Source organism: Dyella sp. C9 (assembly GCF_003332825.1).
In the GTDB taxonomy this organism is placed as follows: domain Bacteria; phylum Pseudomonadota; class Gammaproteobacteria; order Xanthomonadales; family Rhodanobacteraceae; genus Dyella.
The window spans coordinates 23000-38348 of sequence record NZ_QIRF01000017.1 but is presented as its reverse complement, the minus strand read 5'-3'; the positions used below and the strand labels follow the sequence as shown (position 1 = coordinate 38348).

The 15349-nt window shown below is 67.7% G+C and carries 18 protein-coding genes and 1 tRNA gene; 5 read left to right on the top strand and 14 right to left on the bottom strand.

Annotated features, from left to right (window positions below; all coding sequences use genetic code 11):
* Nucleotides 1-8: 8 nt before the first annotated feature.
* Genes DVU99_RS16465 through DVU99_RS16450 form a run of 4 tightly spaced genes read right to left on the bottom strand, consistent with a single transcriptional unit; the run spans nt 9 to nt 3099 of the window.
* Complete coding sequence (locus DVU99_RS16465) at nt 9-335, bottom strand: hypothetical protein (protein WP_114241318.1); 327 nt, start codon at nt 333-335, stop codon at nt 9-11.
* Nucleotides 336-363: 28 nt separating this feature from the next.
* Nucleotides 364-1728: a tryptophan--tRNA ligase gene (locus DVU99_RS16460; RefSeq protein ID WP_114241317.1), complete on the bottom strand. Its 1365-nt coding sequence runs from the start codon at nt 1726-1728 to the stop codon at nt 364-366.
* 36 nt (nt 1729-1764) lie between these two features.
* A complete protein-coding gene (gene rocF / locus DVU99_RS16455; protein WP_114241316.1) occupies nt 1765-2679 on the bottom strand; it encodes an arginase in 915 nt (304 codons plus the stop codon).
* A 9-nt stretch (nt 2680-2688) separates the two neighbouring features.
* Nucleotides 2689-3099, bottom strand: a complete 411-nt coding sequence (locus tag DVU99_RS16450; RefSeq protein ID WP_114241315.1) for a rhodanese-like domain-containing protein — start codon at nt 3097-3099, stop codon at nt 2689-2691.
* A gap of 445 nt (nt 3100-3544) precedes the next feature.
* Here DVU99_RS16450 and DVU99_RS16445 point away from each other — a divergent pair, with 445 nt between their 5' ends.
* Nucleotides 3545-4033, top strand: coding sequence for a hypothetical protein (locus DVU99_RS16445; RefSeq protein WP_114241314.1), 489 nt, complete (start codon nt 3545-3547; stop codon nt 4031-4033).
* 134 nt (nt 4034-4167) lie between these two features.
* On the opposite strand, the gene DVU99_RS16440 is transcribed toward DVU99_RS16445, so the two are convergent.
* From DVU99_RS16440 to DVU99_RS16425, 4 genes are all read right to left on the bottom strand, one after another.
* Nucleotides 4168-4243, bottom strand: a tRNA-Thr gene (locus DVU99_RS16440).
* 52 nt (nt 4244-4295) lie between these two features.
* Complete coding sequence (locus DVU99_RS16435; protein WP_114241313.1) at nt 4296-5045, bottom strand: SPOR domain-containing protein; 750 nt, start codon at nt 5043-5045, stop codon at nt 4296-4298.
* A gap of 36 nt (nt 5046-5081) precedes the next feature.
* Nucleotides 5082-5840, bottom strand: coding sequence for a type III pantothenate kinase (locus DVU99_RS16430; RefSeq protein WP_114241312.1), 759 nt, complete (start codon nt 5838-5840; stop codon nt 5082-5084).
* On the bottom strand, nt 5837-6808 hold the full coding sequence (locus DVU99_RS16425) for a biotin--[acetyl-CoA-carboxylase] ligase (RefSeq protein ID WP_114241311.1): 972 nt from the start codon (nt 6806-6808) through the stop codon (nt 5837-5839). Before DVU99_RS16425 ends, DVU99_RS16430 begins: the two co-directional genes overlap by 4 nt.
* Nucleotides 6809-7072: 264 nt before the next feature.
* On the opposite strand from DVU99_RS16425, the gene DVU99_RS16420 reads away from it, so the two are divergent.
* Nucleotides 7073-7375, top strand: a complete 303-nt coding sequence (locus tag DVU99_RS16420; RefSeq protein WP_157971465.1) for a hypothetical protein — start codon at nt 7073-7075, stop codon at nt 7373-7375.
* An 11-nt stretch (nt 7376-7386) separates the two neighbouring features.
* Nucleotides 7387-8154, top strand: coding sequence for a zinc-dependent peptidase (locus tag DVU99_RS16415; protein ID WP_114241309.1), 768 nt, complete (start codon nt 7387-7389; stop codon nt 8152-8154).
* Nucleotides 8155-8355: 201 nt separating this feature from the next.
* Here the strand turns inward: DVU99_RS16415 and DVU99_RS16410 are convergent, their stop codons facing one another.
* The 5 genes from DVU99_RS16410 to DVU99_RS16390 form a co-directional block, all read right to left on the bottom strand.
* The gene (locus DVU99_RS16410) at nt 8356-9774 is read right to left on the bottom strand and encodes an ATP-binding protein (RefSeq protein ID WP_114241370.1); all 1419 of its coding nucleotides are present in this window, start codon (nt 9772-9774) and stop codon (nt 8356-8358) included.
* Nucleotides 9740-10432, bottom strand: coding sequence for a response regulator transcription factor (locus DVU99_RS16405; RefSeq protein ID WP_114241308.1), 693 nt, complete (start codon nt 10430-10432; stop codon nt 9740-9742). Before DVU99_RS16405 ends, DVU99_RS16410 begins: the two co-directional genes overlap by 35 nt.
* On the bottom strand, nt 10432-10749 hold the full coding sequence (locus DVU99_RS16400) for a PepSY domain-containing protein (protein ID WP_114241307.1): 318 nt from the start codon (nt 10747-10749) through the stop codon (nt 10432-10434). The genes DVU99_RS16405 and DVU99_RS16400 overlap by 1 nt, the downstream gene beginning before the upstream one ends.
* A 95-nt stretch (nt 10750-10844) precedes the next feature.
* Nucleotides 10845-11849, bottom strand: a complete 1005-nt coding sequence (gene dusA / locus DVU99_RS16395; RefSeq protein WP_114241306.1) for a tRNA dihydrouridine(20/20a) synthase DusA — start codon at nt 11847-11849, stop codon at nt 10845-10847.
* A gap of 21 nt (nt 11850-11870) precedes the next feature.
* Entirely contained in the window at nt 11871-12503 is a 633-nt protein-coding gene (locus DVU99_RS16390; protein ID WP_198670357.1) for a TMEM175 family protein, read from the bottom strand.
* A gap of 262 nt (nt 12504-12765) precedes the next feature.
* Between DVU99_RS16390 and DVU99_RS16385 the strand changes: the two genes are divergently transcribed.
* Entirely contained in the window at nt 12766-13542 is a 777-nt protein-coding gene (locus tag DVU99_RS16385; protein WP_114241304.1) for a ferredoxin--NADP reductase, read from the top strand.
* 102 nt (nt 13543-13644) lie between these two features.
* Here DVU99_RS16385 and DVU99_RS16380 read toward each other — a convergent pair whose 3' ends face one another.
* Complete coding sequence (locus tag DVU99_RS16380) at nt 13645-14247, bottom strand: short chain dehydrogenase (RefSeq protein ID WP_114241303.1); 603 nt, start codon at nt 14245-14247, stop codon at nt 13645-13647.
* A gap of 114 nt (nt 14248-14361) precedes the next feature.
* Between DVU99_RS16380 and DVU99_RS16375 the strand changes: the two genes are divergently transcribed.
* Entirely contained in the window at nt 14362-15276 is a 915-nt protein-coding gene (locus DVU99_RS16375) for a LysR family transcriptional regulator (RefSeq protein WP_343126335.1), read from the top strand.
* Nucleotides 15277-15349 lie beyond the last annotated feature (73 nt).

The following is a 15349-nucleotide window of genomic DNA, read 5'->3' as shown; positions in this document are numbered from 1 at the left end:
TGTTCCTGTCAGCGCGCGTGGGGGCGCCACACGAGGTGGCGCACGATCAAGGCCAGCGCCAGTACCAGCACGCAGGCGCCATAGCCGTAGAGCGCCGGCAGCACCTGCTGCCAGATGGCGCCGCTGGCCGGCCCATACTGTCCCACCGCCGGTACGCTGGCGGTGTCAAAGGCGGCACTCGCGCATTGCACGGCTGCGAACGCCGCCAGCAGCAGGGCTGCCGCATCGAAGGCGCGGCGCGAACCTGTGCGCGGCAGGCTCTTGGGATAGGCCCAGTAGGCCCAGCCCAGGATCAGCAGCCACGGCGCGAGCATCAAAATGGCCAGGTAACGCATGTTCCCTCACTCCGGGCCGATACGGTTTTCATTCCTGGGCGGCGAGCTGGTCGAGCGCGCCACGCAGCCTTGCCAGCGCCTCGTCACGTGCCTGCTCGCCCGCGTAGGTGGGCGTGGAAGCCACGTGCTCGCCATCCAGTTCGAGCACCAGCGACTGCGGCTGCACCTGCAGCACCGCCGCCGTGCCCAGTTCCTTGATGCGCTTCTGCAGCGAACCGGCCGCCTTGGGATCGGCGAACGACTTGGACAGCAGCAGCTCCTCGCCTTCGGCCGAGAACAGGCGGAAGCGGAAGCTGCCGTCGCCGTCGCGGAAGCTGGCGAAGCGCGGCGACTTGCCCGAGGACTTTGCCGCCGGTTTGGCTGCACCGGCCTGCGGCGCGGCGGAGACACCCGAACGCAGGCCAATCGCATCGCGCAACTGGGCGACCTTGGGAGCGGCGATCGCGCGCGCCTTCTTGGCGCCCTCGTGGAGGATCTCCTCGATCACCGCCGGGCGGGCGATCAGCGCGTCGTAGCTCTCGCGCATCGGCGCCACGTCGACCTCGATGCGCTCGAACAGGATCTGCTTTGCCTCGCCCCAGCCCAGGCCGTCGACCAGCGCCTGGCGGAACGCGGTGGACTCCGCCTCGCTGGCGAACGCACGGAAGATGGTGAACAGGGAGGAGCTGTCCGGATCCTTCGCCTCCCCGGGCAGGCGCGAGTCGGTGACGATACGCATGATCGATTCGCGCAGGTGTTTCTGGCCACCGGCGAACAGGGGAATGGTGTTGTCGTAGCTCTTGGACATCTTGCGACCATCCAGGCCCGGCAGCGTCGCCACCTGCTCCTCGATCGCCACCTCCGGCAACACGAAGAACTCGTGGCCGTAGATGTGGTTGAAACGCTGCGCGATGTCGCGCGCCATCTCGATGTGCTGGATCTGGTCGCGGCCCACCGGCACCTTGTTCGCGTTGAACGCGAGGATGTCCGCCGCCATCAGCACCGGATACATGTACAGGCCGGCGGTGACGCCGGCATCCGCGTCTTCACCCGCCTCCACGTTCTTGTCCACCGACGCCTTGTAGGCGTGCGCGCGGTTGAGCAGGCCCTTGGCGGTGACGCAGGTGAGGAACCAGGTGAGCTCGGGGATCTCGGGGATATCCGACTGGCGATAGAAGGTGACCTTCTGCGGATCCAGCCCCGCGGCCAGCCAGGTGGCAGCGATCTCCAGACGCGAGCGCTCGATGCGCGCCGGGTCGTCACTCTTGATCAGCGCGTGGTAGTCGGCCATGAAGTAGAACGCGTCGACATCATCACGCCAGCTCGCCGCCACCGCCGGACGGATCGCGCCGACGTAGTTACCCAGGTGCGGGGTGCCAGTGGTGGTGATGCCGGTGAGTACGCGGGTCTTCATGGTCTCTCGTTCTTGGTGTTGTTGAAGGTGGGTTTTTCAGCGGATCAGGGTGGACTTGCCGAACAGCGATTCGACCAGATCCACGGCCAGACGCGCGGTCTGGTTCTTCTTGTCGAAAGCGGGATTCAGTTCGACGATGTCGAGCGAACCGACGCGGCCGGTGTCGGCAATCATCTCCATGCACAGCTGCGCCTCGCGATAGTTCGGGCCGCCGCGCACGGTGGTGCCCACGCCCGGCGCAATGGTCGGGTCGAGGAAATCCACATCGAAACTGACGTGCAGGTGGGTGTTGTCATCCACGCCGGCCAGCGCTTCTTCCATGGTGCGCTTCATGCCCACTTCGTCGATGTGGCGCATGTCGAAGATGCTGACCCTGGCTTCGCGCACGAGGCGCTTCTCGTCTTCATCGACCGAGCGGATGCCGATCTGCCTGAACACGTCGGGCGTGGTCGCGGGCACGTGGCCACCCAGCTCCACCAGCGCCTTCGGTCCGTTGCCGCACAGGCAGGCCACCGGCATGCCATGGATGTTGCCCGACGGCGTCACCTGCGCGGTGTTGAAGTCGGCGTGTGCGTCGAGCCACAGCACGCGCAGCTGCTTGCCCTGCTCGCGGCAGTGGCGCGCCACCGCGCTGATCGAGCCGATTGCCAGGCAGTGGTCGCCACCCAGCATGATCGGCAGGCGGCCGTCGGCCAGCTCCGCGTACACGGCCGCGTGCACGGCCTCGTTCCACGCCACCACTTCGGGCAGGTGACGATAGCCATCCTGCGGCGGCTGCCAGGGGTTGAGCGGACCTTGCAGGTTGCCGCGATCGACCACGTCCAGACCGCGCCGGGCCAGCCTGGCGGCCAGGTTGGCCACGCGCAGTGCTTCCGGCCCCATCGAGGCGCCGCGATGGCCCGCGCCGATATCGGTGGGAACGCCAATCAGGGAAAGTGACTTGTTGACCATGGAGACCCGTCAGTGAAGTGGGCTTGTTACGGCAGCGGCCTCGCGCACCAGCGGCAGCTGCTGGTCTCGCCAGGCGTTGAGGCTGCCTTCGAGCTGGCGCACATGGCCGTAGCCCAGCGCCTGCAGGATGTCCTGCGCGCGCGTGGCGCGACGGCCCGACACGCAGTACACCACGATTTCCCGGTCACGCGGCACGCCCAGCACGCCGGCGCGGCTGGCCAGCTGCTCGACCGGAATATTGAGCGCGCCCGCGATGTGGCCATCGCGGAATTCGTCGGCGTGGCGCACGTCGAGCAGCAGCGGCGCATGGCCGGCCTGTTGCTCCTGCACCAGCTGCGTCGCGGCCAGCGGCGCGTCGCCGGCGATTGCCGCATTGGCCCCCACCAACAGAAGTACGGCGGCCAGCACCCCATTGCGCATGCGGGAAGTCCTCGATGGCGCCACGGCAGGAGTGCAAGGCAAGCCGCAACACCATGAAAAATTTGAAATTTATCATCGATCAACGCGTGATCGCCGGCAAAGGTCACCTTCAGCCGGCACCTGCTTGCACGGCAGGTTCAGCACTGGGGCTGCCCATTCTACCCGGCGGAGAAGCTTAGTCAGCCCGACAACGATGCTTACGGAGGCCTGCGCCACGAACCGACTTTCGCCGGACGGGCCACGAAGGCGGCGGCGATGTGTTAGCGGCCCTGGCAACGATTTTCAGGAGGATCGGGATGTACCCGTTCGAGGCTTGTTGGGACGTCGATGACGGTCGCATAGTGGCCAGCGTCGGCAAGGCTCCAAGCTCGCCACCCGGCTCATGAAGGGAGGCATTGCGGGACACCGGCGCCCATTCCAGTGAAAGCCCCATCGGAGCACAGCCATGCACACCGCACTTGGTTGGTTCACGGCCTTCCATACCCTGCTCAGCCTCATCGCCATCGTCGCGGGACTGGTGGTCATTCGCGACCTGATGTCTGGACGCACCCGCTCGGTCGCGATAACCACCTTCCTCGTCACCGCCATCCTGACCAGCGCCACCGGCTTCCTGTTCCCCTTCCACGGCCCCACGCCCGCCATCGCCGTGGGCACCATCGCGCTCATCGTGCTCGCATGGACGCTGGCCGCGCGGCGATCCATCGGACGCTCCGGCTTCTGGACCGCCCAATACCCGCTGGGCATGGTGATCAGCGAATACTTCCTGGTGTTCGTGCTGGTCGCGCAGGTCTTCGCCAAACTGCCTGCACTCGCATCGCTGTCGCAGGACATACAAAAACCCGCCTTTGGAGCAGTGCAGCTGATCGTGCTGGCCGTCTTCGTCGTCATCGCCATTCGCACGACCAGGGCGTTTCGCGTGCGGGCGGTGGCCTGAGGCATCGGCAGGAAACTTCGCGCGAAGACCCGGTTGCAACGACACGCAGCACGTGGGGGGCGGGATCCCGCCCGCGAACGCCCCAAGCAAAAAGGCTCGCGTGGATGCGTGCCACGCGAGCCTTTTCGTCGATCTGGTGCCGGCAGCAGGAGTCGAACCCGCGACCTACTGATTACAAATCAGTTGCTCTACCAACTGAGCTATACCGGCGAAGGAGACGGAGTCTAACAGGCCCTGCCCCGCCCGCGCCAAAGCGCGGGGTTCAGAAGCAGCCGGTGCTGTGCGAGCCCACCCCGTGCAGGCGGTTGCGCCAGTCGTTGCGGCCGTTGTCGGCCATCACCACGTCCAGCCAGTACTCGGGCACGCTCTCGGTGCGCTCGGTCATCTGCGCGGGGAAGCCGGCGGCCACCACCTGGTCGCGGCGGCGGCGCGCATTGGCCGGGTCCTTGAACAGGCCCAGCGAGATGGTGTTGGAGTTGTCGCCGGAGCTGACGATGAAGTATTCGCCCACGTTCGCGGCGGTGAGGCGGCGGCCCAATTCCAGCGCCTTGTCACGGCTGCCGCCACCGGGGAGGTAGACCCACCAGCCCGAGGTCTGGGTGGTCTGCTCCTGGCGCTGACGCATGCGCGCGGCCTGGCTGCCCAGCGCACTGCGCATGCTGCGCATGTCGGCCTGGGTGGCGAACGGGCCCAGCGCCATGCAGGTATAGGTGACCTGGCGCGGCGGCGAGGGCGGCGGTGGCGATGCAGGTACCTGTGCCACGGTGGCCGGCGCGCTCGGCGACGGCGCCGAAACAGCCGGGGCCGTGGCGGGCGTGGATGACGGCGCCACCGGTGCCGGTGCACTGGCCGCAGGCGCAGGCGGCGCCGGGCGTTCGCTCAGCAGGTGCAGTTCGGGCACGCCAGGATCGGCCGCGCTGCGGCCGTGCACGTCGTCCTGTCCCAGCAGCAGCCAGGCGCCTACCGCGATATTGAGGGCGATCAGCAGTACGAAGAGCAGGCGCAGGAACATCGTCGATCCGTCAAGCAAACGACAGGAACCGGCATTCTAGAGAGCCGGCGCGAGGGGGAAATGTGCATCCGACCACACGGCAAGGCCGCGCAGCACGCTGTCCGCGCTGAGCCGGGCCGGCATGGCCAACAGGGGAAGCAGGGCTTCGGCATCGCCGCCACCCAGCACCAGCGTGGGCGCACCGCCCAGCGAGGGTGCCATGCGCGCGACGAACCGCTCGATCAATGCCGCCGCCGCCTGCCAGCAACCCGACGCCACGGCATCGGGCGTGTTGTCGGCGGCATCGAGCACCACACCGGGGCGCTCGACCTGCACGCGCGTGGTGGCGCCCAGCAGGGCCTGCTGCATCAGCTGCGGGCCGGGGGCGATCAAGCCGCCCAGATGCTGGCCGTCGGCATCCAGTGCATCCAGCGTCAGCGCGGTGCCTGCACCTGCCAGCACGCAGGGTGCCAGGCCTTCGGCGTGCGCGGCCACCATGGCCAGGAAGCGATCCACGCCGAGCCGTCCAGGTTCACCATAGGCGTTGCGCACGCCACAGGCTTCCGCAGGCGTGCGCAGCCAGTGCGGCTCGCGGGCAAAGCTGGCCACCACCACGGCGGCGATCAGCGCCTCGCGATCGCCATTCACCACCGAGGCCCCAAAGGCATCGTGCGGCACGGGCACATCACGCCAGGCCTGGTGAAGCGCCAGCGCCACGTCGTCCTGCCAGCTCACCGCGCCCTGCGCGTACCAGCGATCGCCATCGCGCAGCGCCCATTTCAGGCGCGTATTACCCAGGTCCAGCAGCAGTCTCATGCGGGGCGCACCGTGACATCGGCACTGTCGAGCACGCGCAGGCCATCGTGGGTGTGCAGCAGCAGCGCGCCGCGTGCATCCACACCCGCACCCACACCGTCCATTTCGCCCAGTGCACCCTGTATACGCAGCGCCCGGTCCCGCAACAGGTCGTAATGGGCGTATTCGCTGAGAAACGAGGCAAAGCCGTGCTGTTCGAACTCCACCAGGCCCTCGGCCAGCGCCGTAATCAGCGCAGCGGCCACGCGGTTGCGCTCCGGAGCGTCGCCTCCCGCCAGGCTGGCCAGGTCGTTGATCGGCTGCCCGGCCTGTTCGTGCAAGGCCGGAGTGAGCCGCACATTGATGCCCACGCCGATGATCGCAGCGCACGGGCCCTGGTACTCGCCATTGAGCTCGACCAGGATACCCGCCAGCTTGCCGCCCTCACTGAGCACGTCGTTGGGCCACTTCAGCCCGGCGCCCTGCAGGCCCAGCGTCTCCACCGCACGCATCACCATCACGCCCACCGCCAGCGACAACCCGGACAGCGCGGCAAAACCGTGTTCAAAGCGCTTGAGACAGGACAGGTAGACGTTGAGGCCTGGGGGCGACAGCCAGTTGCGCCCACGGCGGCCACGACCGGCGGTCTGGGTCTCGGCCAGGATCATGCTGAGGTCGGGCAGATCAACGCAGCGCCGCTGGATCTCGCTGGAGGTGGAATCCAGCTCCCAGTGCAGCTCGAGCGCTCCCAGGCGCTTGCGCGTGGCGGCCGGCAGCGCCGCGCGCAAGGCGGGCAGCTGCAGCAGCTGGATCGGCCACGGCAGGCGATAACCGGCGGTGCCGCGCGACTCCACCGGCACGCCGCGGGCGCGCAGCGACTGCACTTGCTTCCAGATGGCGGCCCGGGTCACACCCGCGCGCTCGGCGAGCGAGGCGCCGGAAACCACCTCGCCCGGCGCCAGTACGGTGAGCAGTTCTTGCGCCTGCATCAGCACGCGCCCGATCCAACCGGAACGCCTTGCGGGCGGGCAAGCAGGGACGCTGTAGGGGAAAGGGCGGGCGACATCCGGCGATTCTAGCCTGCCGCGACAACCTCCCGCAGTCCGCGGGGCTCCCGGTGTCCCATGACTTCTGGGACTCGCGGCGCTACGCAAGCTTTCACGGGGCACTGGTGCGGATCGCCGGTTTCTGCCAGCATCGAGCCCTTCGGTTGCGGATCAAGGGGTTGAGCCGCCATGCATGTCGGGAAGGTCTTGATTGGCTGTGTTCTGTGGGTCGGCAGCGTCGGTGCTGCGTCGGCCATGGACGCGGACGGCCAGGATCTGGGCAGCCTGCAGCATGCCTTCGACGGCAGCTCCGGCAGTCGCGACAGCTCAGGCGGCGGTGCCAGCAGCGGCGGCGACGCCCTGGGCATCTCCCGCGAGAACACCAGCCCATCCGGTCCTGCCGCATCGTCCAGCAGTGACAACTGCCCCGGCACGAATCCGGTTACGCCGCAGCGCAACCGCCATCCCAACCTCGGTTGGCAATCGTTGCTGCCAGGCTCGATCCAGTAACCGCTTCGGCCGTGCCGACGTCCTGGTGGCGGCGCGCCCGCGCCTACCTCACTCCTCCTCCGTTGGACGAAGCCCTGTGGCGTAGCGCCCTGGCTGGCTGCGTGCTGGCGAAGCGGCTGGATATTCCGCGGCAACAGGAGCTGCGGCGGCTGGCCGGCGTGTTCATGGCGCGCAAGCGCATCCACGCCCTGGCCGGCGCCGAACTCACCGACACGCTGCGCGCGCAGATTGCGCTGCAGGCCTGCCTGCCGGTGTTGCAGCAAGGCCCCAAGGCGTTGCACGGCTGGCGCGACGTGCTGGTGTATCCGGGTGAGTTCAAGGTGCGCCGCAGCCATCACGACGAGCGCAGCGGCGTGGTGAGCGAGGGCGAGGATGTCCTGATCGGCGAAGCCTGGGAGCACGGCCCGCTGGTGCTGTCCCTGGCCGATGTGCAGCTCGACCTGGAGCAGCCGTGGGATGGCTTCAACGTGGTCGTGCACGAGATCGCGCACAAGCTGGACATGCTCAATGGCCCGCCCGACGGCGTGCCGCCGCTGCCGGCGCATATTTCGCGGCGCCAGTGGATCGTCGCGTTCCAGCGGGCGTTCGATCATCTCTCCAACGACGTGGCGCGCGGGCGCACCACGCTGATCGATCCTTATGCGGCGGAAAGCGCCGACGAATTCTTTGCAGTGGTCAGCGAGCTGCACTGGTCGCAGCCATCGGTGCTGCGCCGCGCAGACGCCGCGGTAGCCGACCTGCTGCAGGCCTATTACGGGCCATCGCCCGCGCCGGCCTGAGCCTCCCCTGCAGGGCGCACCTTGTGTGCGAAAACCTACGAAGCGGAGCGAGGGACGCGCAGCAAAGGCGCAAACCCACGCCTCCGCCGCGGCCTGCACGCTGGCTCCAGGTGAGCGGACTGGCACTCCCCGCTACTCATCCCTCGCCCCCGCTCCGATCCGGTCGCGCACAGGGTGCGCTCCTACGTGGGAAGCGCACCCTCAGCTCGGGGGCAGTTTCACGCTGAAGCGGGCGCCGTTGAATTCCGGCGAGCGGTCGACCTGCAACTCGCCGCCGTAGGCGCGGACGATGTCCTGCACGATCGACAGGCCGATGCCATGGCCCTGCACGCGCTCGTCGCCACGCACGCCACGCTGCAGCACGGTCTCGATCTTGTCCTCGTCGATGCCGGGGCCGTCGTCCTCCACGCTCAGCCACAGGCCGGGGCGCTGGCGCCCGGCAACGGGACGCATCTTCACCACCAGCAGCACGCGATGGCGTGCCCACTTGAAGGCGTTTTCCAGCAGGTTGCCCATCAGCTCGAGCAGGTCGCCCTGCTCGCCGTAGAACGCAGCGTTGTCGTCGATGTCGAATTCGCACAACACGTTCTTGGCGGCGTAGACCTTCTCCAGGCTCTGCACCAGGTCTTCGGCATGGCCTGCAATCGGCACCGCGGTGGCAGCGAAGGTCTGCCGTCCGGAGGTGGCGGCACGCGCCAGCTGGTAGGCCACCAGTTCGTCCATCTTGCGCACCTGCTCCAGCACCTGGTCACGCAAGTCCGATTCGCGGCTCACGCTTTCCAGGCCGGAACGGATCACCGCCAGCGGCGTCTTCAGGCTGTGCGCAAGGTCGGCCAGCGTGTTGCGCGTGCGCACGCGCTGCTCGCGCTCGCTGTCGATGAAGGCGTTGATGCGCTCGGTCAGGCCGGTCAGCTCGGCGGGATACTGGTCACCCAGGTGCTCGCGCTCGCCGCCTTCCACGCGCGACATCTCGTTGGCCACCTTGCGCAGCGGCGTGAGGCTCCAGCGCAGCAGCAACAGCTGCAGCAGGATCAGCATCACGCCCAGCGAGGACAGCCATAAGATCAGGCTGCGCCGGAACACCGCGTTGCGCCCTTCGAGCTGGTCCTCGGTCTGCGCCACCATGAAGGTGAGATGCACCGATTTCTTTTCGGCCGTGTCCAGCGCCACGCCGTAGCTGTAGTAGTACAGGCGGCCCATGCGCGTATCCACGGGGCCGATGAACTCGCCTTCGCCCGGTGCCAGCGGATGCAGGAAACTGAAATCGCGACCGATCGCCGAGGGCGATTCCCACTTGAAGCCGTTGTCGCCGATGGCTACGGCGTACAGGCCCGAACCCGGGCGCGAGAAGCTCGGGTCGGGCGGCGTGTCGGGCAGCAGCACCTTGCCGGAGCGACCGACTTCGGTGCCGGCAAGATAGGCCACGACGAAATTCTGCAGGCGATCCTGCAGCCCCTTCAGCGTGCTGTCGGCGGCCGTGCGCGTGAGCGTGAGTCCCACCACGCCCAGGAAGGCCGCCAGCACGAAACCCGTGGCGAGCGCCGCGCGCGCCGCCAGTGAGAACGGGCGGCGCGGGGGCGGCGAATCACTCGTCGTCGGCTTCGCTGCGAGGGATGGCAAAGCGGTATCCGCGTCCACGTACCGTCTCGATGGGCTTGAGGTTGCCTTCCGGGTCCAGCTTCCTGCGCAGACGGCCGATGAAGACCTCCAGCACGTTGGAGTCGCGATCGAAATCCTGCTGGTAGATGTGCTCGGTGAGGTCGGCCTTGGAGACCAGCTCACCCGCGTGCAGCATCAGGTATTCGAGCACCTTGTATTCGTAGCTGGTCAGGTCGACCGGCTTGCCTTCCACGGTTACCGTCTGCGCGGTGGTGTCCAGCTTGATCGGGCCGCAGGCCAGCACCGGCTTCGACCAGCCGCTGGCACGGCGCACCAGCGCGTTGATGCGCGCCAGCAGCTCTTCGACGTGGAAGGGCTTGACCAGGTAGTCGTCGGCGCCGTGCTTGAGGCCCTCGACCTTGTCCTGCCAGCCGCCACGGGCGGTGAGGATCAGGATCGGGTAGCGCTGGCCGGCTTCACGCAGGGCCTTGATCAGGTCCATACCGGACATCTTGGGCAGGCCCAGGTCGATGATGGCCAGATCGAACGGCACCTCGCGTCCCAGGTAGATGCCTTCCTCGCCATCCTGCGCCGCATCGACGGCAAAACCATCGCGCTTCAGGCGGGCGGCCAGCGTCTCGCGCAGCGGCGCCTCGTCCTCAACCAAAAGGATGCGCATCAGTGTTTCTCCTTGTTGATCTCGCCGTCACTGGACGGGTTCTTGGTCGAATCGTAGGAAGCCGGCTTGCCGGCCTCCGTGGTCACGGTCACCACGCGGACGTGTCCGGTAGGCGTCAGCACCTTCACGCGGTGCTCGAAGGAGCTGCGGCCACGCCGCACGGTACTGGCCGACAACACCTTGCCACCAGTCTCCTTCTGCACCTGGGTTACCGCCTGCTCCAGCGACACCGCGGGCTCGGCGGACTGTGCCGCCAAGGCAGCCGGACCGGCCAGCAGCAAAATCAGCAGTGCAGTGGAGCGCAGGATTGTTTTCATTTCGTTAAGCAAAACCCGATACCCGCGGGAACGGAACCTAGTGCCGTTCAGACTATGGAATCGGGGCTGAATATTGACCGGATAAACGGGCGCCGTCACGCGGCGACACGCGGCTGGGCGATGGCCTGTTCAAGCAGTGTCCAGCCGGCCCCGGGCAAATGGGCGCCCTCGCTGAGGCGTCGGCGGAAGCCGCGCGCACCCGGCTCGCCCTGGTAAAGCCCAAGCAGGTGGCGGCTGATGTGCTTGAGCGCCGTGCCCCGCGCCAGCTCGGCCTCGATGTAGGGGCGCATGCGCTGCAGGACGTCCTCGCGGGTGGGCATCGGCTCACCGTACAGCGCGGCTTCGAGCTGGGCCAGCACATAGGGGTCGTGGTAAGCCGCGCGTCCCAGCATCACGCCGTCCACCTGGGCCAGGTGCGCCTGCACCTCGTCCACCGTGGTGATGCCGCCATTGATGACCACCACCAGCTGGGGGAACTCGCGCTTGAGGCGGTACACGCGCTCGTAGTCCAGCGGCGGTATTTCGCGGTTTTCCTTGGGGCTGAGGCCCTGCAGCCAGGCCTTGCGCGCATGCACCACCAGCACCTCGACGCCGGCGGCGATCATGGTTTCGGTGAAGTGCTGCAGATCGGCATAGTCGTCCTGGTCGTCCACGCCGATGCGGCACTTCACGGTCACCGGCACGTCCACCGCGTCGCGCATGGCCTTCACGCAATCGCCGACCAGGGCTGGCTCGCGCATCAGGCACGCGCCGAAGCGCCCCGACTGAACGCGGTCGGAGGGACAACCCACGTTGAGGTTGATCTCGTCGTAGCCGGCCTCGGCGCCGTAGCGCGCAGCAATGGCCAGCTCGTTCGGCTCGCTGCCGCCCAGCTGCAAGGCCACCGGATGCTCCTGCTGGCTGTGCTCGAGCAGGCGCAGCTGCTTGCCGCGCACCAGCGCCGCGCTGGTCACCATCTCGGTGTACAGGCGGGCATGCGGCGACAACAGCCGGTGGAAATACCGGCAGTGGCGGTCCGTCCAGTCCATCATGGGCGCGACGGTGAGGCGCCAGTCGTTCTTGTCGATCGGCTGGCGAGAGGGTACGGCGGGGGCTGACATGCGCCTATTGTAACGGCTGGCTCAGGATCCCGTGGCCGCCTCGCGCCCGTGACGCCAGGCCAGCCAGCGCAGGGGCAGCGCCAGGAGTACGCAGAGCACAGCGCCGACCATCCAGCCCAGCTGGAACATGGCCACGCCCAGGAACACCGCCACGGCAAAGCACAGCTTGGCCAGCAGCTGCAGCGCGGCACTGCGCGAGGCGTGCACGGCCAGCCTGGCCACGAAGGCCAGGTAGCCCCACAGCACGGCCAGCCCCAGGTACAGCACGGAGAACCCCAGCGCATAGACCAGGAAGGCGCCCTCGCGCTGCGGATAGGTGAGCGCAAAGCGCACCACCACCGGCACCAGCGCCACCAGGCTCAGCAGCACCATGTTGATGAGGGTACCGGGGCCATCGATGTGGCTGAGCCAGGCCATGATGCGCCGGTGCACCAGCCAGATCAGGCCGATCAGGAAGAAACTGAGGAAGTACACCAGCAGCGGCAGCGACCAGGCTTGCCACAGCGAACCCTCCCCGCCTGTCTCCGGCTTTATCTCGATGGCCGAAAGGGTGATGGCGATGGCGAAGACGCCATCGGACAGCATCACCAGCCGCTCCAGGTGCCGATGCCCCTGCTGCGCCTCGGTCAGTGGCCGCTCCACGTCCTGCGTCATGCGTGTTCCCCTCCGTTGAGTACGCACCGACCGGCGCCCCCGCGCCCCGGCTGCGTGCGGCATGATGCCGCAACAATTTGCGTCCTGCGTAGCCCTGCCGCCTTCGAGGGAGGGTGGCCATGGCATAATGCCCACTTCGCTGCACCCCAGGGCAGCACTCGTCAGGCGCAGCGACTGATCGCCTTCCCCACACGAGTCCGGCACCGGCCCCGCGCTGGCGCCCTGCCTGCAGCTTCATCCCTTTGAGCGACGGTAACCGGCAATGGTGGCATTGGCGACGGAGCACGTGATCGACGTGCACCACTGGAACGAGAGTCTTTTCAGCTTCCGCACCACGCGTGATCCTGGCTTCCGCTTCGACAGCGGCCAGTTCGTGATGATCGGCCTGGAGGTGGATGGCCGCCCGTTGATGCGTGCCTATTCGATCGCCAGTGCCAACTACGAGGAACACCTGGAGTTCTTCAGCATCAAGGTGCCGGACGGCCCGCTGACCTCGCGCCTGCAACACCTCAAGCCCGGTGACCCGCTGATCGTCAGCCGCAAGCCCACCGGCACGCTGGTGCTCAACGACCTCAAGCCTGGCAAGCACCTGTACCTGCTGGGCACCGGCACGGGCCTGGCGCCCTTCATGAGCCTGGTGCGCGACCCGGAAACCTACGAGCGCTACGAGAAGATCGTGATCGCCCACGGCGTGCGCAACGTCAACGACCTGGCCTACCGCGAGTACCTCGAGAACGAGCTGCCGCAGCACGAATACCTGGGCGAGCTGGTACGCGAGAAGCTGCTCTACTACCCGACGGTGACGCGTGAGCCGTTCCGCAACCAGGGCCGCCTCACCGATGCCATCGTCGACGGCTCGATGTGCCGCACGCTCGGCTTGCCGCCACTGGATCCGGCCGCCGACCGCGTCATGCTGTGCGGCAGCCCGCACATGCTCGACGACACCTGCACCCTGCTCGACGAGCGTGGCTTCCAGGTCTCGCCGCGCACGCGCGAACCGGGCGACTACGTGATCGAGCGGGCCTTCGTCGAGAAATAAGCGGCTTCTACCTTGCAGGAACGCACCCTGCGCGCGAACGCCCCATATTGTTGAAGTGCCGGGCGCGCTGGTCGCGCACAGAGTGCGCTCCTGCAGAAGGTGTTATTGCCACACGGTGTACACGCGCCCCGTGCCCACGCCTTCCACGCTGCGGCGGTAGGCCAGGCCCACGCGCGATCCCGGCACCGCCTCGAAGCCCGGGAAATACGGTCCGTAGGCGTCCAGCGCCTCGGTGAGCAAGGTCGCACTGATGGCATTGATGCGCAGGCCACGCGGCAATTCCGTCGCGGCGGAACGCACGAAGCCCTCGATCGCGGCATTGACCGTGGTGGCGTTCACGCCCAGCCGGATCGGCTCCGCCGCCGTGATGCCGCTGGTCAGCGTGAACGAGCCACCGTCGCGCAGGCGCGCGATGCCCGCCAGCACCACGTTCACCTGCCCCATCAGCTTGTCCTGCAGGCCCAGGTTGAACTGGGCCGGCGTGGTCTGCGCCAGTTCGCCGAAATGCACGCTGCCGGTGGTGGTGATCACGCCGTCCAGCGGCCCCGCCTCGTCATACATGCGCTCCACACTGGCGTAGTCGGTCAGGTCCACCCGAAGGTCGCCTGAGTGGCGGCCGGCGCGAATGAGTTCGTGGTGTGGCGCCAGCGCGTTCGCCACGGCCTGCCCCACCGTCCCGCTCGCACCTACTAACAGCAATCGCATGATGGTTTCCTCGTCGGTCCGGCCCGGGATGAGCCCTGCGCGGACCAGTGTGCTCGTGACCCACAAGGCAATAAACATGCAATGATTTGACCCATTGCAAACCGCAGGTTGTTAATGATGGACACCCTGGCCAGCATGGCGATGTTCGTGCGCGTGGTGGAGAGCGGCAGCTTCAGCGCCGCGGCCGAAGCCAGCGGGGTGTCGCCCACCATGGCCGGCAAGCACATCCGGGCGATCGAGCAGCGGCTGGGCGCGCGCCTGCTCCATCGCACCACCCGGCGCCAGCAGCTCACCGAGGTGGGGCGGCTGTACTACGAGCGCTGCAAGCAGGTGTTGGCCGATGTGGAATTGGCCGAAGCCAGTGCATCGGAGCTGCAGGCCACGCCGCGCGGGCAACTGCGCCTCACCGCGCCCATGAGCTTCGGCAGCCGGCGGCTCACCCCGGCACTCACCGACTACCTGGCGCGCTATCCCGAGGTAAGCGTGGAGCTGACCCTGGACAACCGCGTGATCGACCTGGTGGGCGAAGGCTACGAGCTGGCCATCCGCATCGGCGCCATCGACGACCCGCAACTGGTCGCCCGCCCCCTGCTGCCCTACCGCATGCTGCTGGCCGCCTCGCCCGCCTACCTGGCCCGCCATGGCACACCCACGCATCCCGACCAACTGTCGGGGCATGTCTGCCTGGGGCTGTCGAACTGGCGCCGCCGCGACCAGTGGCGGCTCACCGGACCCACCGGCGAGGTGTGCGACGTGCCGGTACATGGGCGCCTGTCGGTCGATCACGGCGACGCATTGCGCGTGGCAGCGCTGCATGACGCCGGCATCGTGTTGCAGCCGGAGGTGTTGCTGGCCGATGACCTGGCCGCGGGACGCCTGCTGCAGGTGCTGCCCGAATGGACGCCGCCTGCTACGCCGATGCACCTGCTCTACGCGCCGGACCGCAGGCCCACCGCGAAGCTGCGCAGCATGATCGAGTTCCTGCTGGAACGCTTCGGCGCGGATGCCAGCCAGGACGAAGCCCTGTAGGAGCGCACCCTGCGCGCGACCGCCCTGCCATGCGTTTCAGCGACGTCGAGCAATCGCGCACAGGGTGCGCTCC